Here is a 15,262-nt window from a genome sequence, read left to right on the forward strand (position 1 = left end):
CAGCATGACAACGGAGGAATGGGAAACCTACCTCGGCGAGCAGTTTCGAACCATGCGCATCCGGGCCAACCTGGAGCAGACCCAGCTGGCCACCCGCTCCGGGGTGAGCCTTGGCGCCCTCAAGAACCTCGAAGGCGGCAAGGGCTGCTCCCTCAAGACGCTCATCAAGGTCGCACGGGGGCTAGGCAGAACCGACTGGCTCGAAGCACTCGCCCCCAGGATCAGCGTGAGCCCCATGCAGTTGCTGAAGTCCCGCACCCTGAAAGCCCCGCGGCAAAAGGTCTTTCGGCCCCGCAAGTGCAGCCCGTCGGAGTAGCCCATGTACCGTGCTGTCGACCTGATTGAAGTACGGGCCTGGGGCGCCACGGTCGGCGGTGTGTCCGTCGACCCCGGCCTTGGCTACTACGTTTTTGAATACGACCCGAAGTGGCAGGCACGCGGCATCGAACTGGCGCCGCTGACGATGCCCGTCGCCCAGCCCGTCCATGTGTTTCCCCTCTTGCCCGAGGCCACCTTCAAGCGCCTGCCGGCCATGCTGGCCGATGCCCTGCCCGACGACTTCGGCAACGCCCTCATCGACGCCTACCTGGCCCGGGAAGGTGTGGCCAAGGCCGCCATTACCGCGCTTGATCGGCTGGCCTACATGAGCAACCGGGGCATGGGCGCGCTGGAGTTTCGCCCGGCCCGCGGCCCCAAGCGGACCAAGGCCACCGCCGTCGAGATATCCCAGCTCGTGGCGGGCTCGCGGGAGGCCCTTTCGGGCAGGTTCGGTGGTGATCGCGAAACGGAAGCCGCAATCATGAACCTGATCCAGGTTGGCACCTCTGCCGGTGGCGCCCGGGCCAAGGCGGTGATCGCCTGGAACCCCGACACCAACGAGATCCGCTCCGGGCAGCTGCCCGCCGAAGCGGGATTCGACTACTGGCTGCTCAAGCTCGACGGCGTCGGCACTGATTACGAACTTGGAACCGGCGGGCACTACGGGCGCATCGAATACGCCTACTACCTGATGGCAAGGGCTGCCGGCATAAGCATGTGCACCTGCCGGCTGCTCGAAGAAAACGGGCGCGCGCACTTCATGACCCGGCGCTTCGATCGCCAGAACGGGACAAAACAGCATATCCAGAGCCTGTGCGCCATGCAGCATCTCGATTACAAACAGCGCGGCACCCACGACTACAACCAGTATTTCCAGACCATCGCCGCGCTGGGCCTGCCGGATGCCGAACGGGCCGAAGGCTACCGGCGGATGGTCTTCAACGTGCTGGCCTCCAACTGCGATGATCACACCAAGAACCTGTCCTTCATCCTGGACAAAGGCGGGCAATGGCAGCTTGCCCCGGCCTACGACGTGACTCACGCCTACAATCCGAACGGTGAATGGACGTATCAGCACCTCATGTCGGTGAACGGAAAGTTCCGCAACATCAACCGGGCCGACCTCGAATCGGTCGGCGATCGCTACCTGGTGCCCGGCTACCGCGACATCATCAGGCAGGTTTCCGCCGCCCTCGCCCGCTGGCCGGAGTTTGCCGGGGCGGCCGAAGTGCCCGACGACGAGATGCGGCGAATTCAGAACGACTTCCCGGTTGTCTAGGGCATCGACCAAGATCTTTCGATAAAAACGACGACTGCAGCCCCGCCCGCAACACGCGCGGTTCATAGTGCGAAAAATGTATCTACAGGAATCCGACTCTTGAGCAATCAACTATTTCACCGCCTGGCTTTACTCGACCCTGCGGAACAGCGCGAGCTACTGCGCCACTGCCGGCATGGCCTCGAGAAGGAAAGCCTGCGCGTCGATCCTGCCGGCCAGCTGGCCCTGACGCCCCACCCCCGGGTTCTGGGTTCGGCACTGACCCATCCGCAGATCACCACCGACTATTCCGAGGCGCTGATGGAGTTCATCACCGACGCCCTGGAAGACCCCGCCGACACCCTCGGCGAGCTGGATGCCATCCACCGCCACACCTACGCCCGCCTCGGCAGCGAGCAGCTGTGGACCCACTCGATGCCCTGCCCCCTGCCCGACGAAGCGGCAATCCCCATCGCCGAATACGGCGCCAGCCATGTGGGCAAGCTCAAATACGTCTATCGCAAGGGCCTGGCGGTGCGCTATGGCAAGGCCATGCAGTGCATCGCCGGCATCCACTACAACTTCTCGCTGCCCGAAGCCCTGTGGCCGCTGCTGCAGCAGGACCAGGGCGACAGCAGCCCGGCGGCCGAGTGGCAGTCGGCCTGCTACATCGCGCTGATCCGCAATTTCCGCCGCTACAGCTGGCTGCTGATGTACCTGTTCGGGGCCTCGCCGGCGCTGGGTGCCAGCTTCCTCAAGGGGCGCGAGCACACGCTCGAAAAGCTCGGTGACGACACGCTGTTTCTGCCCTGGGCCACCAGCCTGCGTATGAGCGATCTCGGCTACCAGAACAACGCCCAGGCCAGCCTCACGCCCTGCTACAACAACCTGGAAAGCTACCTGGCCAGCCTGCGCCAGGCCGTCTCCACGCCCTATCCGCCCTACCAGGCACTCGGCACGCACCGGGACGGCGAGTGGCAGCAGCTCAACACCAACGTGCTGCAGATCGAAAACGAGTACTACTCGAGCATCCGCCCCAAGCGCGTGATCGGCAGCGGCGAGCGGCCGATCCAGGCCTTGAGCGCGCGCGGCATACAGTACGTCGAGGTGCGCTGCCTGGACATCGACCCCTTCCTGCCGCTGGGCATCGATCTGACCGCCGCCCGCTTCCTCGACGCCTTCCTGCTGTACTGCGCGCTCGAAGACAGCCCCGCGCTGTCGTCCGCCGAATGCCGCGAGTGCACCACCAACTTCGCTCTCACCGTGAAGGAAGGCCGCCGGCCGGGCCTGCAGCTGAGCCATCGCGGCGCAGCGGTCGGGCTGAAGGAATGGGGCCTGCAACTGCTGGAAAGCATCGGGGCCTGTGCCGAGCGGCTGGACGCCGCCCACGGCAACACGCTGCACCGCGAAGCCCTGGCCAGCCAGCGCGCCAAGCTTGAGGACGCCAGCCTCACGCCGTCGGCCCGCGTGCTGCAAAGCCTTCACGAGGACAAGCTGGGTTTCTTCGCCTTCGCCCGGCGCCAGTCCGAACGCCACGCCGAGTGGTTCCAGAGCCGCCCGCTGGATAGCGCAGACGAAGCCGTCTTCGAAAAAGCCACCCGCGACTCCCTCGCCGCCCAGGAAAAACTGGAACGCGAACAGCAGGGCTCTTTTGACGAGTACGTGGCGCGCTACATGGCGGCTGCGGCAGCACCCGTCTGAGCCCGAAAACACAGCCCCTGACCCGGCCTTGCGGGTCGGGTGAGGGGCTGGATGAAGTGGCTCCGGGGCGTCTGCCCGCCCGCGCTACGACTCTTTAATGATGCCAAACAGTCGAAGCGTGCCCTGGAACGCCCGGACGCTCACATCCGGGTCGTAGCGCCTGAAGAGCGCTTCCTGTTTCTTGCGGTCGGAGGGCGGCATGGCATCGAGAATGAGCTGGCGCTCCTGCATGATCTCCTGCCCCATCCGCTCCGTGACAAAAACGAAGGTGATCGGCCAGTACAACCCATTGCTCTGCCGCAAATGAAAGCGCGGCATCGCGGGGAGAATCGCTTCGGTGCTGTGGCTTTTCATGACGGTTTCGGGGTCCGTTGGTCTCACCGTCATTGATAACTCATCACGGCCCCGGCTGCCTTGACTCAAGTCACACCGGCGAGTTTTTGGCGCCGGACACGCTCTTATTTCCTGGTCCGGCGCAGCAACCAGAAGATGACTTCATGCAGCTCGTCGTCGTCGCGAATCTCCGCGGCAAAGGCGTCACAGGTGGCTTCATCCACCAGAACCCGCTCGGCAAGCACCAGAAAATCCGACAGCTTTTCGGGGTCATGCAGTTGCCCCACGGCAATCCGGAAAGCCTGCCTGCTCGGCACGCAATACCAGATGTCGTAATAGAGGTCGATGAGCCCGACGCAGGGAATCCTTGGCAGGCGTTCGGCCAACTGGCGGATGAACTCGGGGTCTGGCCCGTAGCTGATGAGGTTGTCCAGCTCTTTGCGGACATCCGCGGTTTGAGCGTCCAGCCAGGCGGCGGTTGAAGCAGTCATTGAAAGTGTTGTGTCGTGACCAGCCGCAAGGATACCGGTGCCGGCCCGGGCTGCATCGCACCGAGCCCTTGCCCCGGTTCATTTCGAACATGTCCCCCGCCCGGTGGATCGAGCGGAACCGTGGCGCGTCCGGGGATAAATTTCACGGGATTCCATCCGTAAAAGAGGGGCCATTCAAAACCACAGCCCCGCCTCCAGATGCGCCGTCTTCCCCTGCTTCTGACCCTTTTCTGCCGCCCAGGCTTTGCGGACAACTGCGACCGGCTGCCCAACCCGTCGGTAACGCTCAAGCTGCACGAAGAGCCCATCAGCCTTGATACACGCACCAGCATCCGAACCCTCACGCTGCTTGGCCCCCTTCCCATGCGGCCGGAGAAACACGTCCTGGGGCTCACACGGGGCACCGCGACGGTCCGGTTTGAAACACGTATCGCCTCGTACGTGGATCCGACCGGGCAGTGGGAATGCGCCAGCCCGCACATCACCGTGAGCTATGGCTTCAGCCCCATGACCGTTTACGTTGCCAGGGAGTTTCCGGAGGGGAGCTGTGCCTACCGGGAAATTTATCAGCACGAAATGCGCCACGTTCGCGCCTACCAGACGCACCTCAAGCACATCGAACAAGGCCTTGCCGACACCCTCAATGAGCGCTTTGCATCTGCCGGCCCCTGGCGCGGTCCGCGAGGTCAGGCGAGCGCCAGGCTGCAACAGGAGCTCGAAGCGCGCTGGGCGCCTTACGTCAAACGCGAGATCAACAAGGTCGATGCCGCCCAGGCCCTGATCGACACGCCCGAGGAGTACGCCCGCGTCGCCGGGAGCTGCGGCGGTGAAATCAGGAAAATCACTCGCTGAGCGAACTGGCGGGTATTTCCAGGCAACTAGCGCTGAGGAGTCGCAAGGCATTTTTCCAGCTGATTTTTCGGCGCCCGCTGAATGCGCCGAAGCAGCTCGACCGACACGTCACGCACTTTATGGCGGAGGCGCAGCTCATCCTCCAGGCGCAACAGAAGGCTCGCTGCCATCTCTGCGTCCGCCAGCGCGCGGTGGTAGCGGCCGGCAACCGGCAGCTTCGCGTACTCCACCAGAGCGCCGAGCTTGTGGCTTGGCGCAAGCGGAAAAATCCGCCGCGACAGCAGTAACGAACAAACGAAATCCTGCCTCCTGGCCCGCTGGATTCGCGCCAGCTCGGCATCCCAGAACCTGGAGTCGAACGACGCGTTGTGGGCAACCAGCGGGTAGTCGCCGACAAAGTCGGACACCTCCCGCATCACCTCGGCCGCCGGCGGCGCGCTGCGAATCATGGCGTCGGAAATCCCCGTGAGGGCCTCGATGTACGACGGAATGCGGACGCCGGCGTTCATGAGGCTCTGATAACGGTCGACGACCTTGCCGTTCTCTAGAAGCACCGCGGCAATCTCCGTCGCCCGGTCACCCTGGACGGGTGACAGGCCCGTGGTTTCGAAGTCGATGACTGCAACAATCTCCATTACTCGTCCTATCGCTGAATGTCACAGGGCCGAAGCACTCAACTCGTCCAAAAACCCGGCAACCAGATCCTGCATGTGCGCATCGCGCGCGTCGGCCAGGACGTGACTGGCCACCGTGTTCGTACTGCCCTTCAGGAGCCAGCGCAAGGTCCGGTGTGCAGAAAACAAAAAAGCCCCGATTTCTCGGGGCTTTTTTGCTGATACTTTGGCGGAGAGTGAGGGATTCGAACCCTCGATGCAGGTTTGTGCCCGCATGCTCCCTTAGCAGGGGAGTGCCTTCGACCTCTCGGCCAACTCTCCGCAACAGCCGCGCATTATAGGCAACACACGGCACTAAGGCAAATTATTTTTTAAGCCTGATCGAGGCCGAAAGCGCGGTGCAGCACGCGAACGGCCAGTTCCAGGTATTTCTCGTCGATGGCGACGGAAATCTTGATCTCGGAGGTGGAGATCATCTGGATGTTGATGCCCTCTTCGGCAAGGGTACGGAACATGCGGGAGGCGACACCCGGGTGGGAGCGCATTCCGACGCCGACGATGGAAACCTTGGCCATCGTGCGGTCGCCGCGGATTTCGCGGGCGCCGATGTGGGACTGGACACCTTCGAGGATCTTGACGGCCTTGTCATAGTCAGGACGATTCACCGTGAACGAGAAGTCCGTGGTGCCGTCATGGCCGACGTTCTGGATGATCATGTCCACATCGACGTTGGCATCGGCAACCGGGCCAAGGATCTGGTAAGCGATGCCCGGCTTGTCGGGAACGCCCAGCACGGTGATCTTGGCTTCGTCGCGATTGAAGGCAATGCCGGAGATGATCGGCTGTTCCATGTTGTTCTCTTCCTCAACGGTAATCAGGGTTCCTTCGCCTTCCTCCTGGAAGCTGGAAAGAACCCGAAGCTTTACTTTGTACTTGCCGGCGAATTCCACCGAGCGGATCTGCAGCACCTTGGAGCCGAGACTGGCCATTTCCAGCATCTCTTCAAAGGTGATGGTGTCCAGCTTGCGGGCTTCCGGCACGACACGCGGGTCGGTGGTGTAAACACCATCCACGTCGGTGTAGATCTGGCACTCGTCCGCCTTGATCGCGGCAGCCAGCGCAACACCGGTGGTATCCGAGCCGCCACGGCCGAGGGTTGTGATGTTGCCCTCCTCGTCCACGCCCTGGAAACCAGCCACGACGACCACCGAACCGGCATCGAGGTCACGACGGATGTTTTCTCCGTCGATATCGAGGATGCGCGCCTTGGTGAAGGAATCGTCGGTGAGGATGCGCACCTGACCACCAGTGTAGCTGCGGGCGTTAACCCCGGCTTCCTGGAGCGCCATGCACAACAGGCCAATAGTGACCTGTTCGCCGGTGGAGATCACCACGTCGAGTTCGCGGGGGCTGGGGTTGGCACTGATTTCCTTGGCCAGACCGATCAGACGGTTCGTCTCGCCGCTCATAGCGGACAGGACGATCACCATCTGGTGTCCCTGGGCATGGAACTTCGCGACCCGCTGGGCCACGTTCTTGATCCGTTCGGGGGTTCCGACGGAAGTGCCGCCATATTTCTGAACTATGAGCGCCATCTTGACTTCTAAGAAGATGAGGATGTGGAAAGCCGGTGATCTTATCGGATTATGCGAATTCTTGCATCAGCGCGATTTTTCCGGGGTATGTGAATCAGGTCACGCTTAGACCGTGTGGAAAACCCTAACCCATACAAATACGGCGTTGTATCTGTTGCGAGTAGTAATCTATACTTTCTGGCATATAACGAAAGTTATAGAAGAAACCTGCGGTAAAGCCGTAATAGCTAACATAGTCAAACCCTTGAGGAAGCCAACATGAAAACCACCGAAAAAGTTGATGTGCGTGAAATCCGTCGCAAGCTGGGCATGAACCAGTCCCAGTTCTGGTCGAAGATCGGCGTGACCCAGAGTGGCGGTTCACGCTATGAGAGCGGTCGCAACATTCCGCGTCCGGTGCAAGCCCTGCTCCGTCTGGTGCATATCGAACAGGTCGATATCTCCAAAATCAAGAAAGACGACGTGGAAGTGGTCGAATATCTGAAGGCCACCAACCCGGAACTCTTCAAGACGCTGAAAAAAGAAGCCCGCGCCAAGCGCAAGGAGCGTATTCCCCACTGAGCCGGCGGCAGCATGACTGTCAGGGGCTGACCGTCACGGTCAGCCCGGCGCTGCCAAGCATCTCCCTCACCGTGCGGGCAATCGCTTCCAGTTCATCCGGCGCAAGTTGCTGCAGATGCGTGGCTTCCGGCTGAAACGATGGCCGCGCAACGCCGTACAAAAGCACGCCCTTGAGCGCAGCGCTTCCGGCGTATTCCAGCATTTCCCGGTAATGGTCGATCTGATCCTGCGACGGCACTTGCCCGTCCCAGCGAAACAGGCAGGTCTGCACCCAGGTCGGGCACAGGGATGCGCACAGGGCCAGACGCCTGGCGTGAGTGTGCGGATCCACATCGATGCCGTTGATGCGCGCGATGTCGGCAGCTGTGCCTGCATCAAACTTGAACCACACTTCGCCCCCTGCCGCTGCCAGATGTTGCAGCGCCGTCTGCACGTAGGGCCGGTCGATCAGGCTGCCGTTGGTAATCAGACGGATCGGCACCGCGTTGAGCCCCGCCGCGTTGCGAATCGCAACCACCTTGTCGACGATTTCTGCAAAGGCCTTGCTGCCCGTCGGTTCGCCGTTGCCTGAAAAGGCAATATCGCGGATGACCCGCGCCTCCGGTGGCACCCGTTCCTGCATGAAACGGCCGTGGAGCAGTTCGTCGAGGAAGCCCTTCAGCTCGGCTTCAAGCAGCGCCAGGTCGATATCGGGCGCAGCACCACGCACCAGGCCGGGCACCTGGCAGTAGGCGCAATGCCAGTTGCAGGCGTTGTTGGGGTTCAGGTTGATGCCCACCGACACGCCGCCGGCACGTCGCGACACGACCGGATAGATATAGGTCATCGCGCTGAAACTGCGATTGTGATCGGTCACGGTAAGCATCTGCGGAGGCTGGGTCATGCTGTGGTCGAGGTCCAAAAACGAGGTGCGTATAATATCGAAATCTTCTTTGCTACCCGGTGCTCCCATGCGTATTACGCGCCGCCTGGAATTCGACGCGGGTCACCGCATCCCCGACCACGCCAGCCAGTGCCGTCACCTTCACGGCCACCGCTACGCGCTGGAAATCACCCTGTCCGGCGAGGTCATCGAGACCGAAGGCTCACCGGCGCGGGGCATGCTCATTGATTTTGGCGACGTCAAGGCCATCGCCAAGCAGCACATTGTTGATGTCTGGGATCACGCCTTCCTGGCCTATCGCGGCGACACCGCCGTCGTGGACTTTCTGCAAGCCATGCCAGGCCACAAGACGGTTCTGCTCGACGTGATCCCCACCGCCGAGAACCTCGCCGCCGAAGCCTTCCGTATTCTCGAACCGCTATATACCGGGGTGTACAGGGATCAATTGCGCCTCGAACGGGTGCGCCTCTACGAAACCCCGAACTGCTGGGCCGACGCACTCCGTTCAGGGCACAGTTAAGCCACCTCTCCGGCCTGGACGATCCGCAGCGCAAGGCTGGCCAGCCCGTCTACGGCTGCCTCCACCACATCCCCCGGCTTCACCGGCCCGACGCCTTCCGGCGTGCCGGTGAAGATCAGGTCGCCCGGCTCCAGGCGAAAGTACGCCGACAGCCTGGCAATGATCTCCGCCACCGACCAGATCATGTCCGCCAGATCACCCTGCTGGCGCGCCTCGCCGTTCACCTTGAGCCAGATCGGCGCCGCAGCCGGGTGGCCGCAGCGTTCAACCGGCACCAGCGGCGCAACAGGCGCCGAATGATCAAAAGCCTTGGCGGCCTCCCACGGCTGCCCCTTGCTTTTCAGGGCGCCCTGCAGGTCGCGGCGGGTCATGTCGAGGCCGACGGTGTAACCCCACACGTGATCCAGCGCCTGCGCCACAGGAATATCAGCCCCGCCGCGGCCAATCGCCACAACCAGCTCCACTTCATGGTGAAAATCCTGCGTCGCCGAAGGATAGGCCAGCTCGCCAAGCGTGCCTGCCCGCACCGGCACGACGGCGTCAGCCGGCTTGCAGAAGAAGAATGGCGCCTCGCGCGTGGGGTCGCCCCCCATTTCCCGCGCGTGGGCCGCGTAGTTGCGCCCCACGCAGTAAATCCGCCTTACCGGGAACACGCCCTCGCTGCCCACCACCGGCAACACCGGAACGGGCGCTTGTTCAATCACGTAATCGGTCATTGCACATCCTTCCAGAAACACCAGGGTGCGAATGATGACCAAAGCGCCGGCCGAGGGCCAGAGCATGTTTGCGGTAACCGGCTACCACCAGCCCGCCGCCCCGCGCCGCCACACTCGACGCGTTGTTCCCGATGACCCACACCCAAATGGAGACAGGCATGGCCAAGAAAATCCTGATGATCTGCGGCGACTTCTGCGAAGACTACGAAACCATGGTGCCCTTCCAGGCCCTGCTGGCGGTTGGCCACACCGTGCACGCCGTGTGCCCTGACAAAAAGGCCGGCGACAGCATCGCCACCGCCATCCACGACTTCGAAGGCAACCAGACCTACACCGAGAAACGCGGCCACAACTTCACCCTCAACGCCACCTTCGCCGACATTCGCGCCGAAGACTACGACGCGCTGGTCATTCCGGGCGGTCGTGGCCCCGAATACCTGCGCATGTACCCGGCCGTGATCGACGCCGTGCGGCATTTCTTCAGCGCCGGCAAACCCGTCGCCGCAGTCTGTCACGGCGCCCAGCTGCTGGCCGGCGCACGGGTTCTGGAAGGTCGCACCTGCTCGGCCTACCCGGCCTGTCAGGCCGAGGTCGAGCTGGCCGGAGGCACTTACGCCAATATTCCGGTGGACCAGGCCATCACCGACGGCAACCTCGTTTCGGCGCCTGCCTGGCCGGCCCACCCGGCCTGGATTGCCCAGTTCCTCGCCCTGCTCGGCACAAAAATCAGCCACTGATCCGGCGCCCGGCGCCCAGGCCGGCACAAAGCCCCCGCAGCACCTACAATGGTTTGGCGGGGGCTTCCCCGTTTTTGAGCGCCCGACGATGTGCCAGATCTTCATCAACGCCGACCCGGATCTTTACGCCACCCGCAGCCGCTCGATCCGCCTGCGCGGCGTCGCCACCAGCCTGCGCCTCGAAAACCTGTTCTGGCAGGTGCTCGAAGAAATCGGCGAGCGCGACGGTCTCAGCGTGCCGCAGCTGCTCGGCCGGCTCTACGACGAACTCTCGGCAAGCGGCCGACTCGACGAAAGCACGAACTTCACGTCCTTCCTGCGTGTCTCCTGCCTGCGCTACCTGCAACTGCAACTGGCCGGCGGCATTCCCGCCGATCCCCGCGTCCCGATTCGCAGCCTCGACCCCGCCTGGGTACTGGCCGCCGAGCGACGCCCTTCAGCCTGAGAGAAACACAATGATCGACCTGTATTACTGGACCACCCCCAACGGCCACAAGATCACCCTCTTCCTCGAAGAGACCGGCTTGCCCTACACCGTCCGGCCGATCAACATCGGCAAGGGCGAACAGTTCCAGCCGGATTTCCTGCGCATCGCACCGAACAACCGCATCCCCGCCATCGTCGACCGCAGCCCGAGCGGTGGCGGCGAGCCGATTTCGGTGTTCGAATCCGGCGCCATCCTGCTCTACCTCGCCGAAAAGACCGGCCGCTTCCTGTCTGCAGACGCCCGCACGCGCATCGACGCCCTGCAGTGGCTGTTCTGGCAAATGGGGGGGCTGGGCCCGATGGCCGGGCAAAACCACCACTTCACCCAGTACGCCCCCGAACCGGTTCCCTACGCCATCGATCGTTACGTCAAGGAAACCGCCCGCCTCTACGCCGTGCTCGATCGCCGCCTGGCCGACCGCGACTTCATCACCGGCGCCGACTACTCCATCGCCGACATGGCCTGCTACCCGTGGATCGTCTCCCACGACAAACAGCGCCAGAACCTCGATGACTTCCCCGCCCTCAAGCGCTGGTTCGAAACCATCCGGCAGCGCCCGGCCACCGTCCGCGCCTACGCCCTGGCCGAGCAGGTCAATCCGGCCCAGCCTCCCATGAGCGACGAGGCAAAGAAGGTTTTGTTCGGCCAGGATGCAAGTACTGTCACCAAGCCGTGAACCGGGGCCGGGACGCGGAAGCCGGCTTCCGGTAAAATCCCCCTTTATTTGAAGCCGCCTCTTTTTCCCGGGCCCAAGACCGCTTCACCCTTCACCCGGCCCGCGCCCCTCTCCCATGACTGCTCCCATCGAACGCTTCGACCAGCTTGATCTCCAGGCGCCGCTCCTCGCGGCCCTCGCCGAGATCGGCTACGAAACCCCCTCGCCCATCCAGGCCGCCTGCATTCCGCTCCTGCTCGCCGGCAACGACATCCTCGGCGAAGCCCAGACCGGCACCGGCAAAACGGCCGCCTTCGCGCTGCCCGCACTTCACCGCGTGGACATCACCAAGCGCAACCCGCAGGTGCTCGTCCTCGCCCCCACGCGCGAACTCGCCATCCAGGTTGCCGAAGCCTTCCAGCGCTACGCCAGCAAGATGCCCGGCTTCCACGTGCTGCCGATCTACGGCGGCCAGAGCATGGTCGTCCAGCTGCGCCAGCTCCAGCGCGGCGCCCACGTCATCGTCGGCACCCCCGGCCGTGTCATGGACCACATGGAGAGAAAGAGCCTCAACCTCGAAGGCCTCACCACCCTGATCCTCGACGAAGCCGACGAAATGCTGCGCATGGGCTTCATCGACGACGTGGAATGGATTCTCGAGCGCATTCCGGCCGAACGGCAAACCGCCCTCTTCTCGGCCACCATGCCGGACGCCATCCGCCGGGTCGCCCACCGCTACCTGCGCGACCCGAAGGAAGTGAAGATCAAGTCGGCCACGACAACCGTCTCCACCATCCGCCAGCGTTTCCTGCAAATTGCAGGCCCGCACAAGCTCGACGCGCTGACCCGCATTCTTGAAGTGGAAGACGAATTCGATGCCGCCATCGTCTTTGTCCGCACCAAGACCGCCACCGTCGAACTCGCCGAGAAACTCGAAGCCCGTGGCTACGCCGCCGCCTGCCTGAACGGCGACATGACCCAGCAGCTGCGCGAGCGTGTCATCGAGCAACTCAAGAACAAAACCCTCGACATCGTCGTCGCCACCGACGTGGCGGCCCGTGGCATCGACGTGCCCCGCGTCAGCCACGTCATCAACTACGACATTCCGTACGACACCGAGGCCTACGTTCACCGCATCGGCCGCACCGGCCGCGCCGGCCGCGCCGGCAACGCGATCCTCTTCGTCGCCCCGCGTGAAAACCACCTGCTGCGCCAGATCGAGCGCGCCACGCGCCAGCCGATCGAAGCCCTCAAGCTGCCCTCCCGGGAAGCCGTTGCCGACAAGCGTGTCGCCTCCTTCCGCCAGCAGGTTACCGAAGTGCTCGAGTCCGAAGACCTGAGCTTCTTCCTCAACGTGATCGCCGGCATGGAAGAGAACAACGACTCGGACATCCGCGAAATCGCCGCCGCGCTCGCCTACCTGGCCCAGAAGGATCGCCCGCTGCAGATGCCCGATTCCGGCAAGCCCGACTTCGCCCAGATGTCCGCCTCCGGCAAGCCGGATCCGCGCGCCCCGCGTGAAACGCGCGAGCCCCGCGAAAACCGCGGTGAAATCCTTGAGCGTCGCCGCGACTACGCTGAAGGCCGCCTGGCCCGCTACCGCATCGATGTGGGTCGCGAGCACATGGCCAGCCCGAAGGACATCGTCGGCGCCATCGCCAACGAGGCCGGCATCGAAAGCCGCTTCATCGGCCAGATCAACCTGTTCGAGGACTACAGCACCGTCGAACTGCCGGCCGATCTCTCCAACGATGTGATCCAGATCCTGCGTCGCGCCCGTGTGCGTCAGCAACCGCTGAACATCCGCCTCGCCAGCCCCGAGGAAGCCAGCCGCGAACGGGGTGCTGGCAGCCGTGGCGCGGGTCCGAAGAAGCCCTTCCGCAAGGAAGGCGGCTTCGATCGCCCGGCGGGTGGCTTCGATCGCCCGGCAGGCGGCTTCGGCAAGCCCCCGCGCAAGCCCAGGCCCTGAGCAAGGGGCGCTGCGCCCCTGCGTGTATTGACCATTTCAGGGGGACGCTCGCGTTCCCCTGATTTACCTTTGTGGGTCAGCGCACCCTAGCTCAAGCCAAGGTCATCGACGATCCGCTGCAAGGCTTCAAAGCAGCGGGGATCAATGGCCTGCCCCACTTCCGAGCCCATGATTGCCAGCGTTTTGGCCACCGGCATCGCTCCACGGTAAGGCCGTTCGGCGGTGATCGCATCAAAGATGTCGGCGGTGGTGATGATCCGGGTTTCCAGGGAAATCGCCTCCCCGGAGATTCCCCGCGGATAGCCCTTGCCGTCCAGGCGCTCATGGTGGGCGCCTGAAACGATCGCCATTTCAGTAAAAGCCCCGATGCGCGACAGGATGGTTTCGGTATAAACCGCGTGCTGCCTCACCGCGGCCCATTCGTCTTCATCCAGCTTGCCCGGTTTGTCGAGAATGGCATTGCTGACACCCAGCTTGCCCATGTCGTGAAGCAGCGAGGCGCGCTTGAGCCAGCGCCGCCGGTGCGGCTCCAGCCCCAGCTCGGCGGCAATGCAGTCGGCGTACAGCGCAACGCGGGCACTGTGACCCGAGGTATAAGGGCTTTTCGAGTCGATCACCTCGCCAAAGGCCGCGGCGATCTCATCGAGGTAATCATCATCCAGGGGCACGACAAAACGCCCCGGCTCGAGTGCGAACACAGCCTGATCCAGGTCGGGTGCCGACAGGCGCTCCCAGAAAGCGGGGTCTTCCGCACAGCGCCGGAATGCAGACACGACCGCGGGGTCGAACCACGAACCGCTGCGATCCTCCACCTCCCAGCCCGCCGCATCCGCGCCGTCGGAAACATTGAACACATCCACCACCTGCGCCAGCAGGGCGATCCGCGAGGAAAGGGGAATCGCCTCTCCCTGCAGCCGCGCCGGGCGCCCGCCGCCGTTCCAGTGCTCGTCGAGGCCGTGGATGCCCATCGCCACACCCTCGCCAAAACGCAACTGCCGCGCGATGTCAGCACCGCGGGTGCACCGGGTCTGGATCAATTCCTGGGCAATCTCGTCGCCACTCTGAAAAATCCTGGCGAGCGCCTTGAAGCGCTCGGCAAGGCCTGCACCAAGGCCGGTATGGCCGATGACGAACTTCAAGACCTTGGGCAGGCTGCCATTGACGGTTTTGAAGTCACGCTTGAATGCAAGGTCGTCACTCAGATATAGCTCGCAAATGCGTGCGGCGTTGCTGCTGCAGCCCAGATCCTTCAGCAGCAACGTGTAATAAAGCTCCCACAACTGCTCGTCGCTCAGACCCATTGCGCGCCCCACGTGCATGCCGATCCAGCAGCAGCGCACACAATGGCCTTCCGGCTGCCCTTCGGTGATATCAAGAGCGTGACTCAGGGCCCCGATCAGTTCCGACAACGTCAATCCGCCCAACGACATCCGATTCCTCCACCCGCTTCGACAGCGCCTGCCGCCCGTTCCGGGCGACAGCAGACGTCAGACTAACGGCATGGCACCGGCGGACTGTAGCCTCAGGCAGACAGGTGCTGGCGTGCCGGGCACACACTTCCTGTCGTTAAGC

The 15,262-nt window shown here is 63.3% G+C and carries 17 protein-coding genes and 1 tRNA gene; 10 read left to right on the plus strand and 8 right to left on the minus strand.

The genetic code is table 11. The features are described from left to right. The 3 genes from Q1W26_RS11615 to gshA form a co-directional block, all read left to right on the plus strand. On the plus strand, positions 1-316 hold a 316-nt coding region (locus tag Q1W26_RS11615), incomplete at its 5' end, for a helix-turn-helix transcriptional regulator (protein WP_300440082.1). Positions 317-319: 3 nt separating this feature from the next. Continuing rightward, positions 320-1,597 (plus strand): type II toxin-antitoxin system HipA family toxin, encoded by a 1,278-nt coding sequence (locus tag Q1W26_RS11620; protein ID WP_300440084.1) that lies wholly within the window; start codon positions 320-322, stop codon positions 1,595-1,597. Between the two features lie 99 nt (positions 1,598-1,696). Beyond that, on the plus strand, positions 1,697-3,277 hold the full coding sequence (gene gshA / locus Q1W26_RS11625; protein WP_300440086.1) for a glutamate--cysteine ligase: 1,581 nt from the start codon (positions 1,697-1,699) through the stop codon (positions 3,275-3,277). Positions 3,278-3,361: 84 nt separating this feature from the next. On the opposite strand, the gene Q1W26_RS11630 is transcribed toward gshA, so the two are convergent. Together Q1W26_RS11630 and Q1W26_RS11635 are read right to left on the minus strand one after the other, a co-directional pair. Next, positions 3,362-3,631 (minus strand): hypothetical protein, encoded by a 270-nt coding sequence (locus Q1W26_RS11630; protein ID WP_300440089.1) that lies wholly within the window; start codon positions 3,629-3,631, stop codon positions 3,362-3,364. A 104-nt stretch (positions 3,632-3,735) separates the two neighbouring features. Further along, positions 3,736-4,101, minus strand: a complete 366-nt coding sequence (locus Q1W26_RS11635) for a hypothetical protein (protein WP_300440091.1) — start codon at positions 4,099-4,101, stop codon at positions 3,736-3,738. A 198-nt stretch (positions 4,102-4,299) separates the two neighbouring features. Between Q1W26_RS11635 and Q1W26_RS11640 the strand changes: the two genes are divergently transcribed. Continuing rightward, positions 4,300-4,953, plus strand: a complete 654-nt coding sequence (locus Q1W26_RS11640) for a hypothetical protein (protein ID WP_300440093.1) — start codon at positions 4,300-4,302, stop codon at positions 4,951-4,953. A 26-nt stretch (positions 4,954-4,979) separates the two neighbouring features. On the opposite strand, the gene Q1W26_RS11645 is transcribed toward Q1W26_RS11640, so the two are convergent. The 3 genes from Q1W26_RS11645 to Q1W26_RS11655 all read right to left on the minus strand — a co-directional run bounded on the left by Q1W26_RS11645 (position 4,980) and on the right by Q1W26_RS11655 (position 7,162). Next, positions 4,980-5,588 (minus strand): 3'-5' exonuclease, encoded by a 609-nt coding sequence (locus tag Q1W26_RS11645; protein WP_300440096.1) that lies wholly within the window; start codon positions 5,586-5,588, stop codon positions 4,980-4,982. 206 nt (positions 5,589-5,794) lie between these two features. Beyond that, positions 5,795-5,888: transfer RNA gene (locus Q1W26_RS11650), tRNA-Ser, on the minus strand. 50 nt (positions 5,889-5,938) lie between these two features. After that, positions 5,939-7,162 (minus strand): aspartate kinase, encoded by a 1,224-nt coding sequence (locus tag Q1W26_RS11655; protein ID WP_300440098.1) that lies wholly within the window; start codon positions 7,160-7,162, stop codon positions 5,939-5,941. 258 nt (positions 7,163-7,420) lie between these two features. On the opposite strand from Q1W26_RS11655, the gene Q1W26_RS11660 reads away from it, so the two are divergent. Beyond that, positions 7,421-7,723: a helix-turn-helix domain-containing protein gene (locus Q1W26_RS11660; protein ID WP_300440101.1), complete on the plus strand. Its 303-nt coding sequence runs from the start codon at positions 7,421-7,423 to the stop codon at positions 7,721-7,723. Between the two features lie 19 nt (positions 7,724-7,742). Here Q1W26_RS11660 and Q1W26_RS11665 read toward each other — a convergent pair whose 3' ends face one another. Further along, a complete protein-coding gene (locus tag Q1W26_RS11665; RefSeq protein WP_300440104.1) occupies positions 7,743-8,606 on the minus strand; it encodes a radical SAM protein in 864 nt (287 codons plus the stop codon). A 67-nt stretch (positions 8,607-8,673) separates the two neighbouring features. Between Q1W26_RS11665 and queD the strand changes: the two genes are divergently transcribed. Next, positions 8,674-9,126, plus strand: coding sequence for a 6-carboxytetrahydropterin synthase QueD (queD, locus tag Q1W26_RS11670; protein ID WP_300440106.1), 453 nt, complete (start codon positions 8,674-8,676; stop codon positions 9,124-9,126). Here queD and Q1W26_RS11675 read toward each other — a convergent pair. After that, entirely contained in the window at positions 9,123-9,908 is a 786-nt protein-coding gene (locus Q1W26_RS11675) for a fumarylacetoacetate hydrolase family protein (RefSeq protein ID WP_366143672.1), read from the minus strand. The two genes, queD and Q1W26_RS11675, sit on opposite strands and share 4 nt — an antisense overlap. 92 nt (positions 9,909-10,000) lie before the next feature. Here Q1W26_RS11675 and Q1W26_RS11680 point away from each other — a divergent pair, with 92 nt between their 5' ends. The 4 genes from Q1W26_RS11680 (at position 10,001) to Q1W26_RS11695 (ending at position 13,690) form a co-directional block, all read left to right on the plus strand. Then, a complete protein-coding gene (locus Q1W26_RS11680; RefSeq protein WP_300440108.1) occupies positions 10,001-10,579 on the plus strand; it encodes a DJ-1/PfpI family protein in 579 nt (192 codons plus the stop codon). Positions 10,580-10,667: 88 nt separating this feature from the next. Next, positions 10,668-11,024 (plus strand): ribbon-helix-helix domain-containing protein, encoded by a 357-nt coding sequence (locus Q1W26_RS11685; protein WP_300440110.1) that lies wholly within the window; start codon positions 10,668-10,670, stop codon positions 11,022-11,024. Positions 11,025-11,034: 10 nt separating this feature from the next. After that, the gene (locus tag Q1W26_RS11690; protein ID WP_300440112.1) at positions 11,035-11,742 is read left to right on the plus strand and encodes a glutathione binding-like protein; all 708 of its coding nucleotides are present in this window, start codon (positions 11,035-11,037) and stop codon (positions 11,740-11,742) included. 115 nt (positions 11,743-11,857) lie between these two features. After that, positions 11,858-13,690: a DEAD/DEAH box helicase gene (locus tag Q1W26_RS11695; RefSeq protein WP_300440114.1), complete on the plus strand. Its 1,833-nt coding sequence runs from the start codon at positions 11,858-11,860 to the stop codon at positions 13,688-13,690. Positions 13,691-13,776: 86 nt separating this feature from the next. Here Q1W26_RS11695 and Q1W26_RS11700 read toward each other — a convergent pair whose 3' ends face one another. Further along, positions 13,777-15,099, minus strand: coding sequence for an HD-GYP domain-containing protein (locus Q1W26_RS11700; protein WP_300440116.1), 1,323 nt, complete (start codon positions 15,097-15,099; stop codon positions 13,777-13,779). Positions 15,100-15,262 lie beyond the last annotated feature (163 nt).

The organism is Zoogloea sp., from assembly GCF_030157465.1.
In the GTDB taxonomy this organism is placed as follows: domain Bacteria; phylum Pseudomonadota; class Gammaproteobacteria; order Burkholderiales; family Rhodocyclaceae; genus Zoogloea.